This window comes from Micromonospora sp. ALFpr18c (assembly GCF_008868155.1).
Lineage (GTDB): Bacteria > Actinomycetota > Actinomycetes > Mycobacteriales > Micromonosporaceae > Micromonospora.
On sequence record NZ_WBKR01000110.1, the window covers coordinates 1 to 21541 of the forward strand.

The following is a 21541-nucleotide window of genomic DNA, read 5'->3' on the forward strand; positions in this document are numbered from 1 at the left end:
GCCCCGTGCCCCGTGGCCCGTGGTGCGCGGCCTGTGGGCGCGCGGCCCGTGGCCCGCGGCGTTGATCCACTCGCCTTCCCGGAAAACGGGGTGTCCGGGCGCCCTCGATGCCCCGATTTCCAGGAAGGCGAGTGGATCTCCGGCGGGGGCCAGCGCCGCGCCGGGGGTGGATTCGCGGTGCGGGGCGACGACCTGTTAGCCTTGCTCCCGGCCCGCCCGGTGTAAGCCGGGTGGGACCGAAGCCGGTTCGCCGGCGGGGGGCTGTGGCGCAGACTGGTAGCGCACCTCGTTCGCATCGAGGGGGTCAGGGGTTCAAATCCCCTCAGCTCCACCCATACCATCAATGGCCAGCGGAAACGCTGGTCATTGATCGTTTAGTACAACCTCAGTACTTGCAGCTTCTGGCGTTGTTGATCCGTGCAGCGGCTAGAGCGTAGTGTGTTCAGACTTTCTTTACTTGGTCAAGGGCGGGCCTGCGGCCCGCCGCCGTGTGCGCCGGGGCGCGCGTGCGGCCTGGCGGCCGGTCACGCCCCGGCGCACACGGCGCGGTGGTGAAGAGCCGTAGACATGGCTGCGCGGCACGGCAGGCCGCCGGCGATGGCCGCCGGGAGCACGCCTGGTTCTGGCGCTGCCCTCGATCGGATGCCCGCGCGACAGTGGGCGCGACGGGTGCGTCGGGCTCGGGGTTGCTGGGCGGGTTTCCGGCTGCGTCGGTGGCTCAGCTTTGAAGGCCGAGAGGCGTGGTCACCCGGTTGCCGGCTCGCGGTGACTCCTCACTCTGGCAGGGGATGCTGCCGCGCCGTCGTGGTCGTCATTCGGTGGCTGGGCGACCGTGCGACGGATGATCTTGGGGGAGGAACCGCGACGCCGACGGTCGTAACGCTGGGTAATCTATCTGGCGATCGGGCTAGCAAATGACGGCCGCTGTACTACCGCAAAGTGTGCTAAACGGTCAAAGCTCGACCTGGCGAATGCCCTGCGTGAACCGTCGGTCCGCCGTTCACGTTGACCGTGGTGGGTGCCCGTAGCGACCCAAGAGATGCCTGCGGTGACAGGTCTTGGAGGGAACAATGAACGAGTCGGATTTCGTCAGTCAAATTCGTGCTGCAATGCGTGGGTTTACCGGACCAAAAGATTTCATCGCACAGAATGTCAGGAAGCAATCCCTCGATACGATGCGCATCGCGGAGGAGGTGGTGAACAGATCCGAGGCAGAATTCGAGCGGTCCGGTAGCCGATGGCACACACCTACGAGCCTGGCCATGGAGATCGCGAAGGCCTTTTACGAATTAGGCGTAGAGCAGACCGCCTATCACGAAGCTCTGACGAGTTACCATAAATTCGATAAGTTTGATAGCTACCGCAGCAATTTGGCTAACAATCATTTTGTCGCCAAATCCCGACTGGTGTCTGCGCGCGTGCTGACAGGAGGTGAAGATTATTGGTCGGCTTCTCAGGAAATCGGCGAGAAAGCGCAGGATATTGCCTATTTGATTGAACGCAGTGTGAAGGCTCGTGAAAGTTCGATGGCAGGCCGGGCACCCGTCGCCACTGTGGCTTCATCGGCGCTGCTCAGCAGCACTTCGCGGGTTGTCGCATTGGCTAACGTTAGGACCAATGCACCCGGACAGCGCCCTGCGGTTAGGAATACCCAGCCATCAACAATCGCAAAAAGGCGCTAACGATCGGCCGGTCGGCTGCGGGGTTGGTCCGCCAAAGTGGTGCCGGCACCCCGCGTCCGTGGCAGTTCCAGGCACGCCGCGACGGTGGAGGGTGGCGGGTTTGGAGCGTCGACCCGTACCCGTGGTGCGGTGGTCACGTCCGCGCCGACGCCTGCCGATGAGCGCGAAGTTATCCGTGTATTGACCCGATGCATCCTGAAGGGCCGACCCCTGACCAGGGAGTCCGGCCCTTCTTGGTGACTGCGTGCCTCCGGCGGGGGCCTCGGGCTCCGCGATGGCCAGGGGCGACCAGGAGGCGCGGTGGGAGGGTGGTTGAGGGAGAGCCATCCCGTCGCTGTCGTCCCAGGCGGAGGCAGTGCAGCGTGCTACGTCGATCGCCGCACGGGGTGCAGGCCGGCGAGCTGAACGAAGATCTCCCGCTTGCTGACGGCGTTGCCCCGGTCGTCGAGCTGGTATCCCGTCACCCAGGCCCAGCCCCGATAGGTCGGCTTTGGGCACACCGAGATCACCCGAAACCGGAACCGCTGCCTGAGGAACTGCACCGAAGCTGCGCGGTCAATCCATAGTTCCTCGCCGGGTTTGGGCGAGCGGGGCTGCGGCCTAACCCACGCGCGGCCCTCCTGCTCGATAGGCATGAAGGTCCCTTCCCGCTCGAAGGTTGCCCTGCCCGGCCGAGTCGAAGGAGCCCGGCCGGGCAGGGGGTACCGCCGCACCGGGGCGAGTTCGGGTCCTCTACGACCAGCGCAGCGGGTTAAGCGGCACCGTGCGCTACGTAGATTAGTACGTACAGACGTAGGGGTCTACGTCCGCACCTACTGTCAAATTTGTGATCGAGTGGAACCCGGAGCGGGCCATCTGGCGACAGGTTGCCGACGACATCCGCCGCAAGGTGTCGGTGGGTGAGTACGTGGCGGGGTCGAGGCTTCCCAGCGAGACGGATCTGTCTCAGGGCTACGGCGTCAGCCGGACCACCATCCGAACCGTGATCGCCGCGTTGAAGAGTGACGGCCTGGTGGTGGTCGAGCAGAGGCCGGGTCACCCACGCGCGACGTACATCCGCGCTGTTGGACAGGTCGAAGACATCACCATCGGGCCGGGCGACTCCGTGACCTACAGCGGCCCCGGCGCAGTGGTGGTTACCAGGGCTGCCGGGGAAGTGGAGACGTACGAGGCCGGTCAGGTTCGCATCATCGGATAAATCGATGCAGATGAAGGTGTTGGCATGATCATCAAGTACAGATCCAGTACAACTGGGGCCGGAAACAGGTGTAAAGCGTCGAAAGTTGCTGGCGGTTCCGATGCTGGTCAGGGGCAGGATCTGCCCGATTGCGGATGATCTTTGCCCGGCCCACGGCGTTTGGGGTTCAAATCCCCTCAGCTCCACCCCAGATCAAAGGCCGTTTCCCGCAGTGGGAAACGGCCTTTTCGATCGTGTGCCACGCCCGGGTGCGACGGCGGGGGCCGGCCTCGGCCCGGGGCCGCCCGGCCGTCAGCCCTTCATCTTGGCGAGGTGCCGTTCCTTCGCGTCGGCGAAGACCTGCTTGACGGGGTCGAGTGCCTGGACGAACTCGAGCTGCTCACCCTCCGGGCCCTTGCAGTAGATCAGCGCCCACCCGTTTGACTTGCCCTCGCGGATCTTGTTGGTGTTGGCGGTCGCCGGTGCGGCGAGGCGTGCCTGCTCGGTGCGTACGGTGATGACCCGGTTTGCCTTGACCTGGCTCATTCCGCGCCGGGCGCTCTCCGCCTCGAGGTCGGCGATGAACTTGTTGAAGTCGACGTCGTCGCGGATGTGGAAGCAGATGTGCATGGAGCGCGGGTAGGCCGGGCTCATGCGGTCGCGTGGCGGCGCGAAACTCCGGCCGGTGCCCTGCGGCTGGTTCGAGTCGCGATACTGCAGGAGCTCGATCACCACGTTGTCGAATTGGACGAACCGCACGTCGAGTCGCTGCTTTCCGCTGGCCAGATCCGGCACACCGATCTTCGCCGGATCGATCCTCTGCTCGGTCGCGATGATCTCCTGATCGGTGAGGATCGTGTCGTGGATAACCTGGCCCTGGAAGTCGCCGTCGCGCATCACCTCGGTGCCGCCGAGCACTTCGGTGTAGAACTCGAAGGCTCGCTCCATATTGTCGACCGTCACCCCGAAGTGCTGGATGCCCTGCAACCTCAGGCCGAGCGCCGCGCCGTCCCGGTTGGCTGCCGGCATCGCCGTGCTGGACGCGGCCGGGGCCGCATCGCTCTTCTCCGCCGTGCAGCCGGTCACCACGGACAGCGCGGCACCGGCGCCGGCCGCCGCAAAGAGGCTGCGACGAGAGATTTTGGACGCGATCACTTCTTCCACCTTGAGGCTCCTCTGAGGTCGGTGCGCTGTGCCATCGATGATTAGTGCGGTGAATGTATGCGGACTGGATTACCACTTGATTCGGTGCGGGCTCCCGCTAATCGACAACGAATTGGAAAAGGCCCGTTTGGCGTTGCCCCGGACGGGGAACTGAAAGCCGATTATTTTCTGCACTGGGGGCCCGTGGGCGTGGTTGCCGGTCCGGGAGTCGCGTGCTAACTTTCCATGCGAGCAAGTACTTTCCGTCGCGTGAAGGAGCTGTCTCATGAACACCACGCCCACGCCCGAAGAGGCAGAAGGGGCCTTGCGGGACGTCCACCGGCGGCGAGGCCAGACCGCGGCTGCGGCCGGTTGGCCGTGGTGGGCCTGGATCGTGACCGGGGTTCTCATCGCGGCGCTCGGAGTTCTCGCCGATCGGTATCCGGAATTCACACGCACCTACGGCACCACCATCGCCATCCTGCTGCTGCTCGTCGCCATGGCGAGTAACACCCGGTGGGGTGGTGCCCTGCTCCGCCGACCGGTGCGCCCCCGCATTCAGCCAGACACGTCGGCCCTGATGTGGTCGGCGCTGATCCTGGCCCTCCTCATCGGCGGCACCGCGCTCGCCGGCGCCCTGGGCGTCCCGCACGTCCTGCTCTGGGGCGGACTGTTCATCGGTGTCCTGCTGGCCGCCGCCGGCCCCTGGTGGCAGCGCCGGGTGCTCATCCGCGCGGCCTGACGGCCGTCGACCGGGCGGCGGCACTTCGCCCGCCGACTGAATTGCTGTTCCGCTAACCATCCGTGTGTTCCCCAACCATCTGGTGAACGGCGGAACGACCGATCCGCCCTGAGGTTAGGGAGCCCCATCATGCCGGTGGAGAAGCTGGACGACCTGTTCGACATCGAGATCGAGGAAGCCGAGATCGAGACGGCGGTGGAGAACGGCATCGTCGCCTACCCGACGATCGACCGGACGATCACGACCTGCGCCATCTGCTGATGTCCCGGCCGGACGGAAGGCAATCGCCGTCCGGCCGGCCGGCCCCACCGTCAGGAGTCGCATGGACGTCGTCTTCACCTGCACGGAGCAGTTCGTGCTCAGGGCGGCGGCGCTGCCCCGCAGTGCCGCCCGAGGCACCCGCGCGGCGCCGGTGGACGTGCGGAACGTGGTTGCCGATCCGGTGGCCGCACCGTTCGCGGAGGCGGTCGGGCTCGCGAGTCGGTCGTTGGACGCGACGTTCGCGAAGGTGGCACACGGTCGGGATCTTCCGGACCGCCGCGCGGATCGGGCCGCCGATTCACTGACCCGGTACCTGCTCCGGATGTCGGGCCGCGCCGGAGACCGTCGCGCCGCTGAACCGTTCACCGCGCGGCTCCGCGAGCACCTGCACGCGTTCGCCGAGCCGGAGAGCATGTTCGCCGTGCGAACGGTCCCCGCGGACTGGGCTGGTCTGCTCGATGGCGCGGCGGGGGTCGCGCTCGCGTTGGGCGGTACGAGCCCGGGCGGCCCGGTGCTGAGCTGGGACGGCGCGCTGTTGTTGTCCTGAGCGGGGGACGCCCTCAGGCGAACCGTTCGGTCGTCACGGGGACCAAGCCGTGCTGCCGCAGGATGTTCGTCAGGTCGGACAGGGTCGAACTCACCACGGCCTGCGCCGCGCTGGACCTCATCAGGACGGTCACGTCGAGGCACCAGGCCCGGCCGTGACCGACCGGGCGCACATCCCAGGTGAATCGGTCCCCGCCCTCGTCCAGTTGCCCGCTGGCGAGCGACCCGGTGCCGACGTCCGTCGCGCGCCAGAGCATCCTGAGGCTCGCCACCTGGTCTGCCCCGAACTGTCGGGCGAACAGAACGCGGTACACGCGCCGCTCGTGGAACCCGTCCGGTGGCTGCGCGGGGCCGAGCCGCAGCGGCGGGGCGGACGCGAGATCCAGGTGCTCCCGGAAGTACGTGCGCAGCACCGATTCGGCCGGCAGGTCTCCGCCACCGAGCATGCGGCAGATGACCTCGGCCTCGTGGCGGGAGCTGGGAACCACCCTCGCCAGGGTGTCCGGGTCGGTGCGAACGCTGCGGCTCAGCGCGGCGGAACTCCACCAGCCGGCCTCTCGTGTCCAACCCGCGCTGTTCAGGCCCGTGGTGGAGAAGTCGTGCGCGCGGCTGAACTCCTCGACGAGGATCCCCTCCGGTTGGCCGGTCGGCGCAGCGCCCGCGCGTCGAGGAAGGACCACGTAGTAGTCCAGCTCGGGCTGCCGGGCGGCCACGTCGACGGGCACCGCGCGCAACGGGTTGGCGGTCACGGCCGTAACCCTAGACGAGTAGTTCCGAAGTCAGGGGTCGATGTCTGGGCATGAAGAGAGGGCGTCCATGATCATGTTGTGACGCAAGACCTGGACACCCTCTTGACCGCACTGTACGTGAAGATCGACGACAGCATCCGTACGCCCCGGTGGCGGGGCCGGCCACCGCTGCTGACCGACTCCGAGTTGGTGTGCCTGGCCGTGGCGCAGGTCCTGCTCGGCGCCCGCTCGGAGGCACACTGGATCCGCTACGCCCGTATCCACCTGGCCGGCATGTTCCCGTACCTGCCGCAGCGCCCCGGGTACAACAAGCGGCTCCGCGCGGCGCTGCCTTTGATCAAGAAGGTGATCCGGGACTTGGCCCGCGACAGTGACTTCTGGTTCGACAACCACTGGATCGTCGACTCCACTCCCATCCCCTGTGGCATGTCCCGCCCCACGGTTCAACGCTCGGACCTTGCCGGCTGGGCCGGATACGGCTACTGCGCCTCGCACTCCCGGTTCTTCTGGGGCCTGCGGCTGTACCTGGTCTGCACCCCGACCGGGATGCCGATCCTGTGGGCCCTCGCAAACCCGAAGATCGGCGAGCGTGAGGTCCTCGCCGCGATGCTGCAGGTCGAGGCGGGCGTGGTGGCCGAACACGACGGGATCCTGCTGATCAGTGACAAAGGCTTCGCCTCCAAGCCGTTCGAGCGGCAGCTGGCCGAACAGGGCATCGAACTGCTCCGACCATCGCGCAAGAAGGAGAAGACCCGCTACGGCGAACCGATGCTCAAGAAGGTCCGACAGCTGATCGAATCCGTCAACGACACCCTCAAAGACCAGCTTGACCTGGAACAACACGGCGGACGAACCTTCACCGGCGTCGCCGTACGCGTCGCCCAACGCCTCCTCGCCATGGCCGCCGCGATCTGGCACAACAACAAGACCAGCGCACCCGTCACCCGGTCACTGATCGCCTACGACCACTGACCGGAATTCGGAACAACTCGTCTAGCGAGGAGAAACGGCTAGCATCCGGATCTCGACGTGAGGAGCCCGGATGACAGCCGCCACCCAGACCCGGTTCGGCCTCGTCGGCAGTGGCTGGCGGGGTGAGTTCTTCCTCCGCCTGGCGGGGCTGTTGCCGGAGCGGTTCCGCGCGACCGGCGTGGTCACGCGTACCGGATCGCGCGGTGACGCCGTGACGGCCCGGTGGGGTGTGCGAACGTTCCGTACGACGGCCGACCTTCTCGCCCACGAGCGGCCGGACTTCGTCATCGTGTCGGTGCCCTGGTCGGTGACGCCCGACGCGACCCGTGAGCTGGTCGCGGCCGGCGTGCCGGTGCTCGCCGAGACACCACCCGCGCCCGATGTGGCGGGGCTGCGGTCGCTCTGGTCCGACGTCGGCGGCAGCGGCCTGGTGCAGGTGGCCGAGCAGTACCTGCTGATGCCCGGGCATGCGGCCCGCCTGGAGGTGATCCGCGCCGGGGTGCTCGGCGAGCCGACCTCCGTCCAGCTGTCGTCGACGCACCTGTATCACGCGGTATCGCTGATCCGTGGTCTGCTCGGCGTCGGGTACGACACCGCCGAGGTCAACGCACGGGCGTTCGTCGCGCCGCTGGCCAACCCGTTGTCGCCGGACGGCTGGAGCGGTGACGCCACCCCGCAGCAGCTCACCACCACCCTCGCGACGATCGACTTCGGTGGGCGGATGGGGCTCTACGACTTCACCGACAACCAGTGGTGGAATCCGCTGCGTACCCGTCGGCTGGTGGTCCGGGGGTCACTCGGCGAACTGGTGGACGACCGGGTCGTCCGTCTGGTCGACCCGACCACACCGGTGGAGTCCGCCCTGGTGCGGCGGCAGACCGGTCTGGACCTGAACCTGGAAGGGCTCGACCTGAAGCACATCAGCTTCGACGGCCGGGTGGTCTACCGCAATCCGTTCGTCGGCAGTGGATTGTCCGACGACGACCTCGCGGTGGCCGACATCATGGCGCGTACCGGCGCCTGGGCGCGGGAGGAGGGTCCGGCACCCTACCCGCTGGCCGAAGCCTGCCAGGATCACCTGATCAGCCTCGCCATCGAGGAGTCGGTACGCACCGGTCAGCCGGTCGTCACCGCCGAGGAGTCGTGGGCGCGGTAGCCCTCCGTCCGGCTAGTCGTCCTGCTCCCAGCTCGGCCGGCGCTGCCGTGCCACCTCCGCCTGACTCGTCGCCTGCGGGGTCCATCCCTCATGCGGCAGCAGGATCTGCGGGTAGACCTCGCCGAACCCGATCACGAAGGCGACCACGTCGATGATCACGTGGGTGGTCCGCGCGGCGTAGATGGAGATGCGGTCGGTGCTCCAGTTGACGCCGGACATGAACGCGTTCGACACGGTCTGGTTGGTCTCGAAATTGATCGTCGAGAACGACGTCGGGCGCGGCAGGCCGGCCGGGAAGATCTGCAGGAAGCTGCCCGCGACCGAACCGGTGACCGTCACGTTGCCGAACACCGCGTCGGCGATGAAGACGTAGCCCGCGAGGGTGACCTCGATCGTCCGACCGCCCAGCAGTCGGCCCGTGCTGTCCAGGTCGCCCGGGGCGGCCAGGCCGCCGGGATCGTGGATGTTGACGCGCCCCTGTGGCGTGCGGGTGTCGAGGACCCGTTGCGGTATGACCGGCACGATCCGGTTGGAGTTGGCGCTGGTGTGGACCCGGTCCACGAAGCCGTAGTGGCGGTAGTTGCCGGAGGCCGCCCAGATGGTGCCGGTGGTGTCCATGCCGATCGAGCCGATTTCGGCCTGGGCGGAGAGCCCGGTCCCGTTGGGTGCCAGGCGCAGGGTGGGTGCGGTCAGCGCCTTGCCGTTGGGGCCGGTGGTCACCTTGGCGTTCGCCAGCCGCAGGGTGGCGGTGTCGGAGGAACTGCGGAGCGTGGTGGCGCTGCCGGCGTCGTTGTCCGCACCCTGGAGCACGGGATCGCCCGGGTCGGCCTCGGCCGAGGCGGCGGTCGCCGCGGCGGTCACGCCGGCGCCGGCCAGCCCGGCGGCGACGGTTCCGGCCCGCCGCAGCAGACGGCGGCGGTCGACGGTGTTGTCCTGGTCCCTGTTCATCCGGGCCCCCGAAAGGTATTGACAGTGTTCGACATGGCTGATACTCGTCCCCTTCGTTGTCGGCCGCATCGCCCGAACGGCCCCCGGGGCATCAGCCCTGCCCGGAGGGCGCCCACGCCGCCCTCGGTGACACCCCGGCCGTCCATAACAGACCGAAGGTCCGGCGCGTCGACTGTGTCTCTCATCCGATCCATGGCAACCATCGGCCGTGCTCGGCGTGTGTATCGGATACCACTTCGACGCCCGGAGTATCCGGGCACACACGGGGAGTAGAAATGACTCGTACCGCTCGACGCAGGATCCTCGGTGGCGTCGCCGCCGGACTGCTCGCCACCTCGCTCGGCCTCGCCGTCTCCGGCACGGCGACCGCCGCGACCGCCGGACCCGTCGGCGCCTGCACGATCAGCCCGCTGCCGTACCCGGCCGACACGTACCGTGCCGACGCGAACGCCGTCGACCCGACCGGACGCTTCGTCGCCGGTTCCGCCCTGCGGGTCAGTGACAGCGGCAACCAGCCACTGCTGCTGGTCTGGGACCGGGACCAGCTCACGACCGTCGAGTCGCCGACCGACGGCGACGTCGTCGACGTCAACGCGTACGGCGTCGTCGTCGGCAACGGCTGGGTCAACGGCATCGGCCAGCCGTGGAGGTACCGCGACGGCCGGTTCGAGCAGCTGCCGGTGGTGCCGTCCGACGGCATCTTCGTCACGGCCATCAACAAGGCCGGCGACATCGTCGGTCACGGCTCGAACAGCGCGACCGGGGAGTATTTCGCGTTGCGTTGGCCGGCCGCCCGGCCGGCTACCGTCGAGGTGCTCGACGCCCCGGCCGGTGCCGCACCGGTGGCGATCACCGCGAACGGCACCATCGTGGGCAACGCCGGCGAGTGGGGTAGCTGGTCCGCCTGGGTCCGTCGGCCGGGCGGCCGGATCGAGGCACTCGGCGCGCCGGGTGCCCGCACGACGGTGGCCGTCGCGGCGGCGGGGCACTGGGCCGTCGGCCAGGCGGATCTGGGCGGCGAGGGCGGCCCGGTGGACGTGCGGTGGGACCTTCGGGACGGCTCCTACACGGCACTCGACCCGCGGCTGGAATGGGTGACGGACGTCAACAACAAGGGCGTGGTCGTGGGCGGCGACCGGGTGGTTCGTGGCGCGACGTCCCGCGTCCTGCCGGGTGGCGGTGACCGGGTGACCATCGGTGCGCGTTCGATCTCCGACACGGGCACCATCGTGGGCTTCCGCAACGGCGACCGGGTCACCCCGGTCCGCTGGACGGGCTGCTGACCCGACTCACCAACGGCGTGGGGCCGGCCCGCCAGGGGTCGGCCCCACGCCTGGGGTCACGGCTTCCAGGAACCGGCGGTCTCGAACTGGTGCTGGTACTCCAGCACCCCCGAGGTGTCGTGGACGTCGAACACGACGCTGCCGGTCTGCCGGGTGCCGGCGGTCAGGTCGTTGCCGGCGGGCATCGGTTTGCCGCAGCCGGAGAACGCTCCGCCGATCGCGTTCGTCTCGGTGCCGTCCGCGGCGACCCACTGGAAGGAGAGCGGGTTCGTCGCTGCGGTGCCCTTGGTCACGGTCACCGTCACGTCGGCGATCACGTACATGCCCTCGTCCGGCTTGAGACCGTACGACTTGCAGGGCTTGGTCGCGGTGCTGAACTTCGTCACGGTGATCTCGACGGTGCCGTCGTCACCATCGATGACCAGGGTGTCGCCGGCGGACATGTTCCGGGTGTCGCCGTTTGCCGAGCGTGGGGTCGACTTCGGCGCGGCGGCCGGCGGCCGCCCGACACCCCGGGTGACACCCGGCGTGGGCAGCGCGTCGGTCACCTCGTTCGCGGCCCGGTTCGCGCCGATCACCACCGCGACGATGCCGCCGGCGCAGCAGAGCAGGGTGAGTACGGCAGCCGTGACCGCGACGGCCACGACGGTCCTCTTGGAACTCTTCGGCTGGACGGGCGGCGGCATCGTGAGCGGATAGCCCGGCCCGCCGGCTGCCGGGTACGCGCCACCGGAGAACGGGGGCTGCGGCCACGCCTGGTCGGGTGGTGCCGTGCTGGCGTACGGCGGCGGTGGCACGGTCTGCGGCGCCCACTGGCTCGGTACGGCCGTCACCGGCGACCCCGGGACCGGAGGCGCGGACACCGGCGGCTGCGGTGTCGCCGGGTTCGGCTGCGTCGGCGGTTCCGGGTTCGGCTGCTGGCGGTCCTGCGGCCCGACGGGGGGCTGGGGGTGGGTCACCGTACTCCTTGACGCCTCGGTACGTGCGGTTCGGGAACCCGCCGACGTTACCGTGCGTCGCCCACCCTCCTGTCGTCGCGCCGGATCGCGTCCACCCCCGGCGGGATCCACCAGGGTGGACGGTGGGAACGTCAGCGCAGCGGAAGGACGGCCGCGGTACGGATCAGCCCCTCGGCGACCACGAAGCGACCGCTGATCGTGGACGGCGGATCGGCGACGTCGGCCGCGTCCAGCCGGGCCGGAGCGATCCGAGCCGTGAACGTGCCGGCGTCGGGATCCACCTCCAGCCGGGCGTCGTGGAAGTCCAGCCAGCTGCCGACGACCGGGTACCAAACCTTGTAGACGGTCTCCTTGGCACTGAACAGCACGACCGGCCAGGAGATGCCGGCGGGCAGCCGCGCGCACGTCTCCTCCTCCTCGGGCAGCAGCACGAGTCGTCGTACTCCGGCGTTGATCTCGCGGTGTTGCTCGGCGTCCATCCCGACGGACCGGATGTCGGTGCGGCGCGCCGCGGCGGCGGCGCAGTAGCCGGTGGTGTGGGTGATGCTGCCGATCATCCCGGCCGGCCAGACGGGCGCGCGGTCGGCGGCGGCCGGGACGGCCGTCGGCGGTAGGCCGAGGCTGGCCATGGCCCGCCGGGCGCAGACCCGCCCGGCCGTGAAGTCCCGTCGGCGGGTCTGTACCGCCTGCTCGCCGAGGCACGCCTGTTCGGCGGCGAGCAGTTCCCCGGCCCAGTCGTCGGGGCCGGCGACCGCCACGGCGACCGTCGGCGGCAAAAGGTCACGCACGGTCGCCACCTACTGACGGGTAGGAAGGAGGCGTCCGGCCGATCGTCAAATTTCCGACTCCCACGACGGGAGAAGCTACCGCAAAGATGTAACACCGGAGGGACGTGTCGCGCTCTCCTGATGGCTCCGGGGGGACCACCATCAACATCTGGCTAGCCCCGTATACGTCTGGAGAGGACCTGCGATGACCGATGGTGCCCGATCGCCGGGGGGACGGGTTGACGACCACGCCCCGACGACCCCCGGCTGGAGCTGCGGCTCCTGCGGGGACGAGTGGCCGTGCGCGACGAAGCGTGGTCGGCTGCTGGCGGAGTACGGCGGCGACCGGGCGATGCTCAGCGTCTATCTGGGCTCGTGTCTCGCCGCCGCCACGGAGGATCTGCGTGCCGCCCCGGTGATGTCGCTGCAGGATCGGTTCATCGGCTGGCTGCCACGCGGCTCCCGACGGGTCTGAACACGCCGGTGGCCCCGCCGTCGGGCGGGGCCACCGGGCGCGGCGGGTCGGTTCAGACCCGCCGGGGCCGCCGGGTCAGGGCGAAGCCGACCACGCCGGCCACGGCGGCGAGCACGCCGCCGACGCCGGTCCAGATCCAGCGCGAGCCGAGATCCGGCAGCCAGTCCGTCGGCCAGTCACTGTCCTCGTCGGCCTCAGCGTCCACCGGGGGTACGGCGTTGAGCACCGTGCCCGCCTTGGTGTTGGGCACCAGGGGTGCGGCCAACTCACCGTCGTCGGCCGAGGCGCCCCGGTCGGCGACGGTGCCGACCAGCAGGTCCACGTCGATCGGCGCGCCCAGGTCCGGCTCCGGCAGGTCGATCACGGAGAGCCGGATGACGTACGTGCCGGGCAGCGGGTCGCCCGACCAAGGCTCGGCCCACGGCCGCACCTCGCGCAGCGTGCAGCCCAGCGTCACGCTCGACGCCTGCGCGTCCACGGTCGGGGTCTGCGCCCCGGCGGTGCACGCCTGACGCCGGCGCAGTCCGTCGAACACGTCGACGGTCCAGGTGGAGGCGCCGCCGCGTGCCTTCGGGAAGGTGACGGTGGCGTTGATCTCGTGCACCTGGCCGGCCGTCGCCGGGAACGACCAGTAGAGGTGGTCGCCGACCGAGGCGTCCACCCGTACCGGCTGCCCGGCGGTGATCGGGGTGGCGGTGAGGAACGAGGTGCCGGCCCGGTTCACCGGCGTGGCGCCCGGCGAGGGCGTCGGTGCGGCGACGGCCGCCGCGGGCAGCAGTGCGGACCCACCGGCGGCGAACAGCGCGGCCAGCGTCCGGAGCAGTGCGGTACGCATCAGTTCTCCCTCCAGGTGGCGACCCACCAGCGGGTGAGCAGGCCGGCAAGCAGGCCGGTGAGCAGTCCGGCCACGGTGAGCAGGGCGAGCAGCACCCAGCCCCGGCCGAGGTCCGGCCCGTTCGGTGCGGGTGCGGCGGCGACCACGTCGATGGTCAGCTCCACCGGCATGCCCGGGGTCGCGGCGGTGCCGGGACGCGCGGCGAACGAGTTGCTCACCACCAGGCACATGGTGGTGGGCTCCACGACCGGCGCCGAGGTCTGCTCGGCCTCGTCGGCGTCCTCGTCGTCGGCGGTGGCCGACCAGCGCAGCCCGGCGGAGAGCACGTCGGCCCGTCCGCTGCCGGCGTCCGCGCCACGGACCAGTTCCCGACCGTCTGTGGCGGTGGCCCGCAGCAGCACGCCGTAGTCCCGGTTCACCGGCCGGTCCAGCGCCATGCTCACCGACGCGCGCAGCTCCTGTCCGGGGCGTACCGGCACCCGGTACCAGCGGTGCTCGGAGAACGCCTCCCGGTCGGCGTACACGCCGGGTGCGAGCAGCGGCGCCGAGTCGCAGGCGTTCGCACCGCCGACGACGGTCGGCGCGCGGGTGTGCGTGTCGCCGGCACGCTCAACGAGCTGTTTGATCCGGTCGGTCAGCTCCTCGGCGCTCTGCGCGGCCGTGTAGGTGCCGCCGGTCGCGCCGGCGATGCACAGCAGCTGCCGGCGGACCTTCTCGTCGGGCGCCAGGCCGAGCGTGTCGACCACCAGGCTGGTGCCCTTGGCGGCCAGCTCCCGGGCCACCTCGCACGGGTCCGGTGGGGCGCAGGTGTCCTCCCCGTCGGTGATCAGCACGATCCGGCGGGTGGTGGCGCCGGTGCCCAGGTCCTCCGCGGCGGACCGCAGTGCGAGCCCGACCGGTGTGAACCCGGTCGGCCGCAGTGTCGCGACCGCCGCCTTGGCCGCGGACCGGTCGACCGGGCCGACCGGCACGATCTGTTGTGTGTCCTGGCAGCCGACCTTCTTGTCCTTGCCCCGGTAGGTCGCGCCGAGCACCCGGATGCCGAGCTGGGTTTCCTCCGGCAGTGCGTCGACCACCTCGTTGAACGCCTGCTGCGCGACCGAGATCCGGCTGCGCCCGTCGATGTCGGCGGCCCGCATCGAGCCGCTGACGTCGAGCACCAGTTCGACCCGGGGCGGCTCGGCCACCGGCTCCTCGTCGTCGGCCGCCGCCGGGGCCGGCCCGCTCAGCGCGGTGGTCGCCAGCAGTCCGAGGAGGACGGCCGTCGATCGTCTGAAGTTGATCACGGCCCGCAGTGTAGTGAGATCCACTTTGGATGATCACTGGGGTGGCGGGGTTCGAGACCAGTGCCCCGATCAGGGCGCGGACCGGCGCGTCCCGCGCTCTGGGTCCACGGTGGCTCACCCTCGGTCAACTGCCGAAAGACAACTAACGGTCCGGGCGCCATCCGTCGGAAATCTGACCCAAGTTGACCCGTTGTGCCGGTGGTGCGCCGTGGTTAAGCTCTTCATGCGCGCCCCAATCGCCCGCTTCCCCCGTGGCAGGCGATCGGGGCGCGCGTCTTTGTGCAACGGGCCCACACGCTCCAGAGCGTGTGGGCCCGTTTCTGTCGCGCTGAGCGGCGCGTCGCCTGCCGATGCTTATATCCAGCGACCGTCCAGCCACATCCGGGCCAGCCAGTCCGAGTACGGGATGAGTTTGCCGACGAAGATCGGATAGAAGTACGCGAAGCACAGCGCCACCAGCAGCACGTACGCCCCGGCCGCGATGCTGCCGACCAGCCGGCGTTCGTAACCCGGGTCGCCCGGCACGAGCGGAGCCACCTCACCGACCTCACCACCGGCCGGGGCGATCAGCGCACCCAGCACGTACACCACGGCGAGCACCAGGAACGGCAGCGCCGGCGCGGTGTAGAACGAGAACATCGTCCGGCCGTCGAGGGCGAACCAGAACCAGGGCAGCAGCCCCGCCGCCACGCTGAGCAGGATCGCGCCGGCCCGCCAGTCCCGGCGGGCCACGCCCAGCCAGACCAGCGCCACCAGCGCGGGCAGGAACGACCACCACAGCAGCGGTGTGCCGAGCAGCAGGATCTCGGAGGCGCAGCTCGGCGCGCCGCAGGCGCCGTCACCGGACCAGTGGAACGCCACCGGGCGACCCAGCAGCAGCCACTGCCACGGCCACGACTGATACTTGTGCGCGTCGTCGAGTTGGGCGTGGAAGCCGTACGCCGCCCGGTGGTACTCGAACAGGTTGATCAGCGGACCGACCACTGGGGCGTCGCTGAGCGGGGCGTTCGGGTAGGACGACGCGAGCCGGTAGTAGCCGTCGTCGCTGAGCAGCCAGCCCGACCAGGTGGCCAGATAGGTGCCCACCATGACCACGCCGGCCAGCACCAGCCAAGGCAGCTCGTCGAGCAGGGTGTCCCGCCAGGGCCGGCGGACCCCCGCCGAACGGCGGACGCCGACCTCCCAGAGGATCACCAGCAGCGCGAAGGCCGGCACGAAGTACAGACCGCTCCACTTCACCGCGCAGGCGCAGCCGAGTAGCACCCCGGCCGCCAGCCGCCACCACGGCCAGGTGCGCCAGCCGCCCGGTGGCCGGCCGGCGCGGCCCGGCCGGCTCGGGTCGAGCCCGTCGTCCAGTGCCCGCGCCCAGCGCCGACGCCGGGCGTCCCGGTCGAGCACCAGAGCACCGAAGGCGGCCAGCACGAAGAAGAGCAGGAAGATGTCGAGCAGCGCCGCGCGGGACAGCACCAGGTGGAAGCCGTCCAGGGCGAGCAGCAGGCCGGCCGCGCAGCCCAGCACCGTCGAACGGAACATCCGCCGGCCGATGCGGACGAGCAGCAGCACCGACAGCGTGCCGATCACGGCGGCCGAGAACCGCCAGCCGAACTCCGGCGCGGTGGTGAACAGGTGCCCGGGGACGGTGACCCGTGAATCGGCGTCCTGGTAGCCGAAGGCCCACTCGCCGACGCCGATCAGCCACTTGCCCAGCGGCGGGTGCACCACGTACGACGGGACGTTGTCCTTGTAGTTCCACTCGACACCACGGCTGATCAGCCCGTAGGCGTCCTTCGCGTAGTACGTCTCGTCGAAGATCTTGCCCGTGGGGCTGGACAGGCCGACGAAGCGCAGGATCGCCGCGATGGCCACCACCACGGCGGTGGCGAGCCACGAGTAGTGGTCCAGTCGGCCGTCGACGGTGGCGAACCGTCTGCGGACCACGGCGGCCACACCGCCACCGCCGGCACGCGGTGTGGTGGGCTCCGCATCGGGGCTGTGGTCGGTCGTCACCTCGACCATCTTTGCCGGGTCGGCGCTCGGGCTCTGCGCTGTCGACGCACTCGTCACCCGGCGATCGTAGGCTGCCAAGGTGTCCGGTGGCGCCCGTCGTCCCTGATACCGGTATCCGCTGTCGATGAAGGAGACGAATTCGTGGGTGAAATGTCCGAAGCTGGACGCCTGATCCTGCTCGGCGCCCCGCTCGGCAACCCCGCCGACGCCTCGACCCGGTTCCGGGAGGTGCTCGCCAGCGCCGACGTGGTGGCCGCCGAGGACACGCGTCGCCTCACCCGGCTGGCCCGCGACCTCGACATCACCATCGGCGGCCGGATCGTCTCCTACTTCGAGGGCAACGAGGAGCGCCGCACCCCCGAGCTGGTCGAGGTCATCCTCGGTGGATACGTGGTCGCGCTGGTCACCGACGGCGGGATGCCCAGCGTCTCCGACCCCGGCTACCGGCTGGTCCGCGCCGCGCTCGACGTCGGCGCGCCGGTCACCGTGGCACCCGGGCCCAGCGCGGTGACCACCGCCCTGGCCGTCTCCGGGCTGCCCTGCGACCGGTTCTGCTTCGAGGGTTTCCTGCCTCGTACCCCCGGCGCCCGCCGGACCCGACTGCGGGCGCTCGCCGCCGAGGCGCGCACCCTCGTCTTCTTCGAGGCACCGCACCGGATCGGCGCGGCGCTCACCGACCTGGCCGACACCTTCGGCGCCGACCGGCCCGCCGCGCTCTGCCGGGAGCTCACCAAGACCTACGAGGAGGTGCTCCGCCGCCCGCTCGGCGACCTGGCCCGCTGGGCCGCCGAGGGGGAGCCGCGTGGAGAGATCACGCTGGTGGTGGCCGGTGCGCCGGTGACCCCGCAGGAGCGCCCCGACGACGACACCCTGCGCGCGGCGGTCGCCCAGCGGGAGGCGGCCGGCCGGTCGCGCCGGGACGCCATCACCGACGTCGCCACCGAGTACGCGCTGCGCCGCCGCGACGTCTACACGATCGTGCACAGCTGACCCGCGTCGCCAGCGTGACGCGGGTCCGTGCGGCGGCCGGCGTGATCCTCCGGGATCAGGCCGGCCGCGTGGCTGGTGGCCCGGCTGGCGTGCGGGAATAACCGCGTCGGGTGCCGACCGGGACCAGCCGTTCGCTTCTCAGGCCAACTGCTGAACCAGACGTGAGCGGATTCACGTTGGACGGGTACGTGGTATCACCCGACAGGAAGGAACTTTGACTGTGGATCCCAGGGAACAGGCGTTACGTAGACAGGCGTCACGTGAACAGGCGGTACAGGCGTTACGGCAGGTGCTGTTACACAAGGAGGAGGTGCGCCGCCAGCAGGAGTCACGCCGCCGGCAGGCGTTAAGTGATCAGGCGGAACGTGAGCGGGTGTTACGGGAGCTGCTGCCACTCAGGCAGGAGTGGTTATACCCCGAGGACTCGACCGTGAGGCGCGTGCCGAGGGAATACGAGCCCAATTTTCTAGTCTGGCGCCAGGAGAACAATGCAGTTCAGGAGCGGTTGGATAAGAGGTATCTGGCCGAAGCAGCCAGGACCGCTGCGAGACGCGAGGAAAGTGCGGAGTTGGAAAGGACCTGTTTGGCTGCCGCAAGCGCGGCACACCTGGCAAGTGCGGCGAGATTGCTCCGAGGCGAAGCGGCAGCGCTCGGGTCGACGGCACTGCCCTCGACCTCGTCACGATCGGCACTCACCAAACCGGCGGCGACGAATGTCTCTCGTGACCCGTCAGCCTCGGCCTCGAATCCGACTCGCCGATAAGGCCTGGACGAGTAAGTCCTAACGACCCTGGGTGGTGGAGATAGGCGAAGGTGTTGAGGGCCATTTTGTGACGACCGGCCCCAACACCCTTCTAACCGCACCGTCGGTGAAGGTCGATGGCTGTCTACGCGGAACTGGCTCACCCTGGCCGTGGCTCAGGCTCTGCTCGGCGTGCGGTCCGAAGCCCGCTGGCTGCGGTTCGCCCCGGGGGATCTGCCCAGGGCGTTCCCATACCTGCCCGGGCGGTCCGGCTGCAACAAGCGGTTGCGTGCGGTGGTGCCGCTGCTCAAGCGAGCGATCCGCGTGGTCGCGGCGGACACCGACCTGTGGACGGACACACCGTCCTCGACCTGGTCGGCGTCATCGGCGAACAGGTCCTGGTGAACCTGCTACCGGAACGCCGCGTCCGGACGAGAACCCGCATGATCAAACGCTCGAACTCCACGTACCAGGCCCGCAGACCGAACATCGACCGTCGCACTTACAGGCCCCCACCAACATTGACGTCATCACCGACGAACCTTGACGAACCAGCCGCCGCCCTAACTGAACGGCGTTGGGTCCTGGGTGATGGTGCAAAGCCCGGCGGCACTGGGGCCGTCCGGAAAGACGCGAGTATCCTGCGGTGAATTCTGGGTCTCGATCTGTTCATCAGGAGGCCGAAGGGTGTTTATCCCGGGTACCTAGCGTGTGGTGGATGATCGGCGAGAACAACGGCCAAGGAATCGCTGCGTCTGCCGCAGTCATGTCGTCACGGGAGTCCACCCCGGAGCCGCCGCGACCACTGACCCCGTTCCCTTCCGAGATGGTCCACCAGCTTGCGGCCGTCACGTCTGGTCCCGCGAAGCTGGTGAGCCTGCCGCCGGCTCCCGCCACGCCGCGGACGCCCACCCCGGTACCGACCCGGGCGCCGGAGCAGGCCACCGATTCGAGGTCAGCCGTCGCCACCGAGGCGCTTCAACCCCTTGAGGCCCCGCACGCGTGGCGCCAGGGCGGCGCTGCGGATGACCTCGAGCGGAATCAAGTCCGTCAGCCGGTACCAGCGGCGCGGAGCAGGGCTGGTGACGTCCCGAAGGCCGTTTTCGCCGCCCTCGCGACTGCCGGGCCGTTGCTGTCGACGGCTGGTCAGGACCGGGACGCGGTCGCCGGTGCCGTGGGCATGGCAAGCGCGACGGCAGTCGGGGACGCGATCAACGAGATCTGGAAGTGGGGCCGTGCCGCGAGCAGGTACGAGGTCAACGTGCCGAAGATCGCCGCAGGTGTGGTCATCGCCGGCGGCATCGTCGCCAACGCCGTAGGCGCACAAAAGGCCATGCATGTCGTACGCGCGGGCGGTTTGATCACGCAGTCCGCCGGCCTCGGCCTCAAGGGGGTCGGCGAGTGGTGGAAGTCGGAGAACGGCTGGAAACTGATCCCGGACGGCGACTACGCGAAGGCCGCTGGCGCCTTCTTCGCCGTCGCCGCCCCGATCCTGCAGAAGCGGGCCGTGGAGCTGCAGAGGCAGCTGGCGGAAACCGGCGTGGGATCACCCATTCCCTTCGCCGCGGCCTCGGCCGGTATGGCCGGATCAACTGCGGCGGGTGAATTTTTCAGCGAGGTCGGCAAGGGTTTCTTCGCGGACGGATTCACCCAGGGAATCAAGCTCGACAAGATCAACATTCCGAAGATCCTGGGTGGCTTCTTCGGGATGGTGGGCGCTGGCGTCATTGCCGCGGGCACGGCCACCGACAACCGCGCCGCGCGCATCGCCGGCTTCACCATTCAGGGGTTGGCCCTGCTCACCAAGGCGGTCGGTGAAGCCCACAAGTGGGAGAACCACCCGTGGGGCAGGCCGCAGAACTGGATCTCCACCCCTGTGCCGCAACAAGCCGGAGACATCGCGGCAGCGGCGACACTCACCGGCCGCCGTCCCACGGCCGGCCCGCCGCGGGGCTCTGACCAGAGACCTGCACGGGTCACTCACGATCACGGAAACTCGCCGGTCCGAGCCGCAGCACGCTGAGTCGGCGGCTCACCAGGCGGCGGCGAGGAAGCCGAGGGTGATCAGCGCCGGGCCGGCGAGGGCGGCGGCCACCGCCCAGCGACGGTGTCGCCGCCCCGGTAGTCGGGTCGACCCGGTCCATCGGGCGATGCCGGCGGCGCAGCCGATGACCATCAGCAGGCCGGGCAGCCAGCGCAGGTGCCGGCCGACGCCGGTGTCGGCGTACGCGGTGCCGCCGTCCGGGCCGGTCATCCGCGCCGGCAGCGAGGTTCCGGGTGCGTCCCGTCCGTCCGGTACGCCGCTGACCCGTACCCCGTGTGCCAGGAACCGCCCGTCGTCGGCCGTGAAGATCCCCCGGCACCGCTGGGTGAGCCCGCCGCCGGTGCAGTCGTCGATCAGCACCGTGCCGACGCGGGCGTGTCCGACCGCGAGCCAGAACGGGCCGGCGCTCACCCAGGCGAAGAAGGCCACCACCAGACTGAGCAGCACCAGCACGGTCAGCCCGGGCAGCGGGTCCGGCGGTCGGGGGGTACGCGCCGGCGAGCGGCGTCCCGCCGGCCCGGAACCGCGCTCCCGCTCCGGCGCGGCGTCCTCCCGGACCGGGGTGCCGTCCCAGTGCACCTGCTCGATCGGTGCCCAGAAGGCGCTGTCGTCGGTCGGCGCGTCGCCGTCGGAGGGGCGGGACCCCCGGTGCCACCGGCTCTGCTGCCGGACCGGCACCCGGCGGGGCACCGCGTCCACCGGCGCCCCCGTCGTCGGCTCCACCTCGACGACCTCCACCGGATCATGCCCGGTCGGCCCCGAGCCGGCCGCCGGGCC

At 69.8% G+C, this 21541-nt stretch carries 22 protein-coding genes and 1 tRNA gene; 13 read left to right on the plus strand and 10 right to left on the minus strand.

The features are described 5' to 3' along the window. Positions 1 to 257: 257 nt before the first annotated feature. A tRNA-Ala gene (locus tag F8271_RS19305) sits at positions 258 to 331 on the plus strand. Between the two features lie 739 nt (positions 332 to 1070). Continuing rightward, entirely contained in the window at positions 1071 to 1682 is a 612-nt protein-coding gene (locus tag F8271_RS19310) for a hypothetical protein (protein ID WP_151491166.1), read from the plus strand. Between the two features lie 365 nt (positions 1683 to 2047). Here F8271_RS19310 and F8271_RS19315 read toward each other — a convergent pair whose 3' ends face one another. Further along, positions 2048 to 2317, minus strand: a complete 270-nt coding sequence (locus F8271_RS19315) for a hypothetical protein (protein WP_151491167.1) — start codon at positions 2315 to 2317, stop codon at positions 2048 to 2050. Positions 2318 to 2508: 191 nt separating this feature from the next. Between F8271_RS19315 and F8271_RS19320 the strand changes: the two genes are divergently transcribed. Continuing rightward, positions 2509 to 2880 (plus strand): winged helix-turn-helix domain-containing protein, encoded by a 372-nt coding sequence (locus tag F8271_RS19320; RefSeq protein ID WP_151491168.1) that lies wholly within the window; start codon positions 2509 to 2511, stop codon positions 2878 to 2880. Positions 2881 to 3171: 291 nt separating this feature from the next. Here F8271_RS19320 and F8271_RS19325 read toward each other — a convergent pair whose 3' ends face one another. After that, positions 3172 to 4014: a VOC family protein gene (locus tag F8271_RS19325; RefSeq protein WP_225854623.1), complete on the minus strand. Its 843-nt coding sequence runs from the start codon at positions 4012 to 4014 to the stop codon at positions 3172 to 3174. A gap of 274 nt (positions 4015 to 4288) precedes the next feature. Here F8271_RS19325 and F8271_RS19330 point away from each other — a divergent pair, with 274 nt between their 5' ends. From F8271_RS19330 to F8271_RS19335, 3 genes are all read left to right on the plus strand, one after another. Further along, entirely contained in the window at positions 4289 to 4744 is a 456-nt protein-coding gene (locus F8271_RS19330) for a hypothetical protein (protein WP_151491169.1), read from the plus strand. A gap of 129 nt (positions 4745 to 4873) precedes the next feature. Beyond that, entirely contained in the window at positions 4874 to 5005 is a 132-nt protein-coding gene (locus F8271_RS33865; RefSeq protein ID WP_255473710.1) for a hypothetical protein, read from the plus strand. Between the two features lie 61 nt (positions 5006 to 5066). Beyond that, a complete protein-coding gene (locus F8271_RS19335; protein WP_151491170.1) occupies positions 5067 to 5552 on the plus strand; it encodes a lantibiotic dehydratase in 486 nt (161 codons plus the stop codon). Between the two features lie 13 nt (positions 5553 to 5565). Here the strand turns inward: F8271_RS19335 and F8271_RS19340 are convergent, their stop codons facing one another. Continuing rightward, on the minus strand, positions 5566 to 6300 hold the full coding sequence (locus F8271_RS19340; protein WP_151491171.1) for a hypothetical protein: 735 nt from the start codon (positions 6298 to 6300) through the stop codon (positions 5566 to 5568). Between the two features lie 78 nt (positions 6301 to 6378). Between F8271_RS19340 and F8271_RS19345 the strand changes: the two genes are divergently transcribed. After that, complete coding sequence (locus F8271_RS19345; protein WP_151491172.1) at positions 6379 to 7272, plus strand: IS982 family transposase; 894 nt, start codon at positions 6379 to 6381, stop codon at positions 7270 to 7272. A 70-nt stretch (positions 7273 to 7342) separates the two neighbouring features. Continuing rightward, positions 7343 to 8428 carry a Gfo/Idh/MocA family protein gene (locus F8271_RS19350; protein WP_151491173.1) on the plus strand — a complete coding sequence of 362 codons (1086 nt, stop codon included), beginning with the start codon at positions 7343 to 7345 and terminating at the stop codon, positions 8426 to 8428. Between the two features lie 12 nt (positions 8429 to 8440). On the opposite strand, the gene F8271_RS19355 is transcribed toward F8271_RS19350, so the two are convergent. Continuing rightward, the gene (locus F8271_RS19355) at positions 8441 to 9376 is read right to left on the minus strand and encodes a hypothetical protein (protein WP_151491174.1); all 936 of its coding nucleotides are present in this window, start codon (positions 9374 to 9376) and stop codon (positions 8441 to 8443) included. A 275-nt stretch (positions 9377 to 9651) separates the two neighbouring features. Here F8271_RS19355 and F8271_RS19360 point away from each other — a divergent pair, with 275 nt between their 5' ends. Continuing rightward, positions 9652 to 10659 carry a hypothetical protein gene (locus F8271_RS19360; RefSeq protein WP_151491175.1) on the plus strand — a complete coding sequence of 336 codons (1008 nt, stop codon included), beginning with the start codon at positions 9652 to 9654 and terminating at the stop codon, positions 10657 to 10659. 56 nt (positions 10660 to 10715) lie between these two features. Here the strand turns inward: F8271_RS19360 and F8271_RS19365 are convergent, their stop codons facing one another. Beyond that, positions 10716 to 11618, minus strand: coding sequence for a DUF4352 domain-containing protein (locus F8271_RS19365; RefSeq protein WP_151491176.1), 903 nt, complete (start codon positions 11616 to 11618; stop codon positions 10716 to 10718). A gap of 131 nt (positions 11619 to 11749) precedes the next feature. Continuing rightward, positions 11750 to 12406: a 4'-phosphopantetheinyl transferase gene (locus F8271_RS19370; protein ID WP_151491177.1), complete on the minus strand. Its 657-nt coding sequence runs from the start codon at positions 12404 to 12406 to the stop codon at positions 11750 to 11752. Between the two features lie 184 nt (positions 12407 to 12590). Between F8271_RS19370 and F8271_RS19375 the strand changes: the two genes are divergently transcribed. Continuing rightward, the gene (locus F8271_RS19375; protein WP_151491178.1) at positions 12591 to 12860 is read left to right on the plus strand and encodes a hypothetical protein; all 270 of its coding nucleotides are present in this window, start codon (positions 12591 to 12593) and stop codon (positions 12858 to 12860) included. 52 nt (positions 12861 to 12912) lie between these two features. On the opposite strand, the gene F8271_RS19380 is transcribed toward F8271_RS19375, so the two are convergent. From F8271_RS19380 to F8271_RS19390, 3 genes are all read right to left on the minus strand, one after another. Next, positions 12913 to 13695 (minus strand): peptidase, encoded by a 783-nt coding sequence (locus F8271_RS19380; protein WP_151491179.1) that lies wholly within the window; start codon positions 13693 to 13695, stop codon positions 12913 to 12915. Beyond that, the gene (locus F8271_RS19385) at positions 13695 to 14981 is read right to left on the minus strand and encodes a VWA domain-containing protein (protein WP_151491180.1); all 1287 of its coding nucleotides are present in this window, start codon (positions 14979 to 14981) and stop codon (positions 13695 to 13697) included. The genes F8271_RS19380 and F8271_RS19385 overlap by 1 nt, the downstream gene beginning before the upstream one ends. A gap of 354 nt (positions 14982 to 15335) precedes the next feature. Further along, a complete protein-coding gene (locus F8271_RS19390) occupies positions 15336 to 16997 on the minus strand; it encodes a dolichyl-phosphate-mannose--protein mannosyltransferase (RefSeq protein ID WP_225854625.1) in 1662 nt (553 codons plus the stop codon). A 141-nt stretch (positions 16998 to 17138) separates the two neighbouring features. Between F8271_RS19390 and rsmI the strand changes: the two genes are divergently transcribed. From rsmI to F8271_RS19410, 3 genes are all read left to right on the plus strand, one after another. Next, positions 17139 to 17978: a 16S rRNA (cytidine(1402)-2'-O)-methyltransferase gene (rsmI, locus tag F8271_RS19395; RefSeq protein ID WP_370461933.1), complete on the plus strand. Its 840-nt coding sequence runs from the start codon at positions 17139 to 17141 to the stop codon at positions 17976 to 17978. Positions 17979 to 18912: 934 nt separating this feature from the next. Beyond that, positions 18913 to 19125 (plus strand): hypothetical protein, encoded by a 213-nt coding sequence (locus tag F8271_RS33265; RefSeq protein WP_225854624.1) that lies wholly within the window; start codon positions 18913 to 18915, stop codon positions 19123 to 19125. A 313-nt stretch (positions 19126 to 19438) separates the two neighbouring features. Next, entirely contained in the window at positions 19439 to 20743 is a 1305-nt protein-coding gene (locus tag F8271_RS19410; RefSeq protein WP_151491183.1) for a hypothetical protein, read from the plus strand. 9 nt (positions 20744 to 20752) lie between these two features. Here F8271_RS19410 and F8271_RS19415 read toward each other — a convergent pair. Further along, positions 20753 to 21541, minus strand: a 789-nt coding sequence (locus F8271_RS19415; protein WP_370461932.1) for a hypothetical protein, incomplete at its 5' end; no start/stop codon positions are given.

Bases quoted from the DNA above. Each gene is read 5' to 3' on its own strand.
- F8271_RS19315 (WP_151491167.1), bottom strand. From the start codon at position 2,317: ATGCCTATCGAGCAGGAGGGCCGCGCGTGGGTTAGGCCGCAGCCCCGC.
- F8271_RS19390 (WP_225854625.1), bottom strand. From the start codon at position 16,997: ATGGTCGAGGTGACGACCGACCACAGCCCCGATGCGGAGCCCACCACA.
- F8271_RS19380 (WP_151491179.1), bottom strand. From the start codon at position 13,695: ATGCGTACCGCACTGCTCCGGACGCTGGCCGCGCTGTTCGCCGCCGGT.
- F8271_RS19355 (WP_151491174.1), bottom strand. From the start codon at position 9,376: ATGAACAGGGACCAGGACAACACCGTCGACCGCCGCCGTCTGCTGCGG.
- F8271_RS19410 (WP_151491183.1), top strand. From the start codon at position 19,439: ATGATCGGCGAGAACAACGGCCAAGGAATCGCTGCGTCTGCCGCAGTC.
- F8271_RS19360 (WP_151491175.1), top strand. From the start codon at position 9,652: ATGACTCGTACCGCTCGACGCAGGATCCTCGGTGGCGTCGCCGCCGGA.
- F8271_RS19335 (WP_151491170.1), top strand. From the start codon at position 5,067: ATGGACGTCGTCTTCACCTGCACGGAGCAGTTCGTGCTCAGGGCGGCG.
- F8271_RS19310 (WP_151491166.1), top strand. From the start codon at position 1,071: ATGAACGAGTCGGATTTCGTCAGTCAAATTCGTGCTGCAATGCGTGGG.
- rsmI (WP_370461933.1), top strand. From the start codon at position 17,139: ATGTCCGAAGCTGGACGCCTGATCCTGCTCGGCGCCCCGCTCGGCAAC.
- F8271_RS33865 (WP_255473710.1), top strand. From the start codon at position 4,874: ATGCCGGTGGAGAAGCTGGACGACCTGTTCGACATCGAGATCGAGGAA.
- F8271_RS19330 (WP_151491169.1), top strand. From the start codon at position 4,289: ATGAACACCACGCCCACGCCCGAAGAGGCAGAAGGGGCCTTGCGGGAC.
- F8271_RS19375 (WP_151491178.1), top strand. From the start codon at position 12,591: ATGACCGATGGTGCCCGATCGCCGGGGGGACGGGTTGACGACCACGCC.
- F8271_RS19350 (WP_151491173.1), top strand. From the start codon at position 7,343: ATGACAGCCGCCACCCAGACCCGGTTCGGCCTCGTCGGCAGTGGCTGG.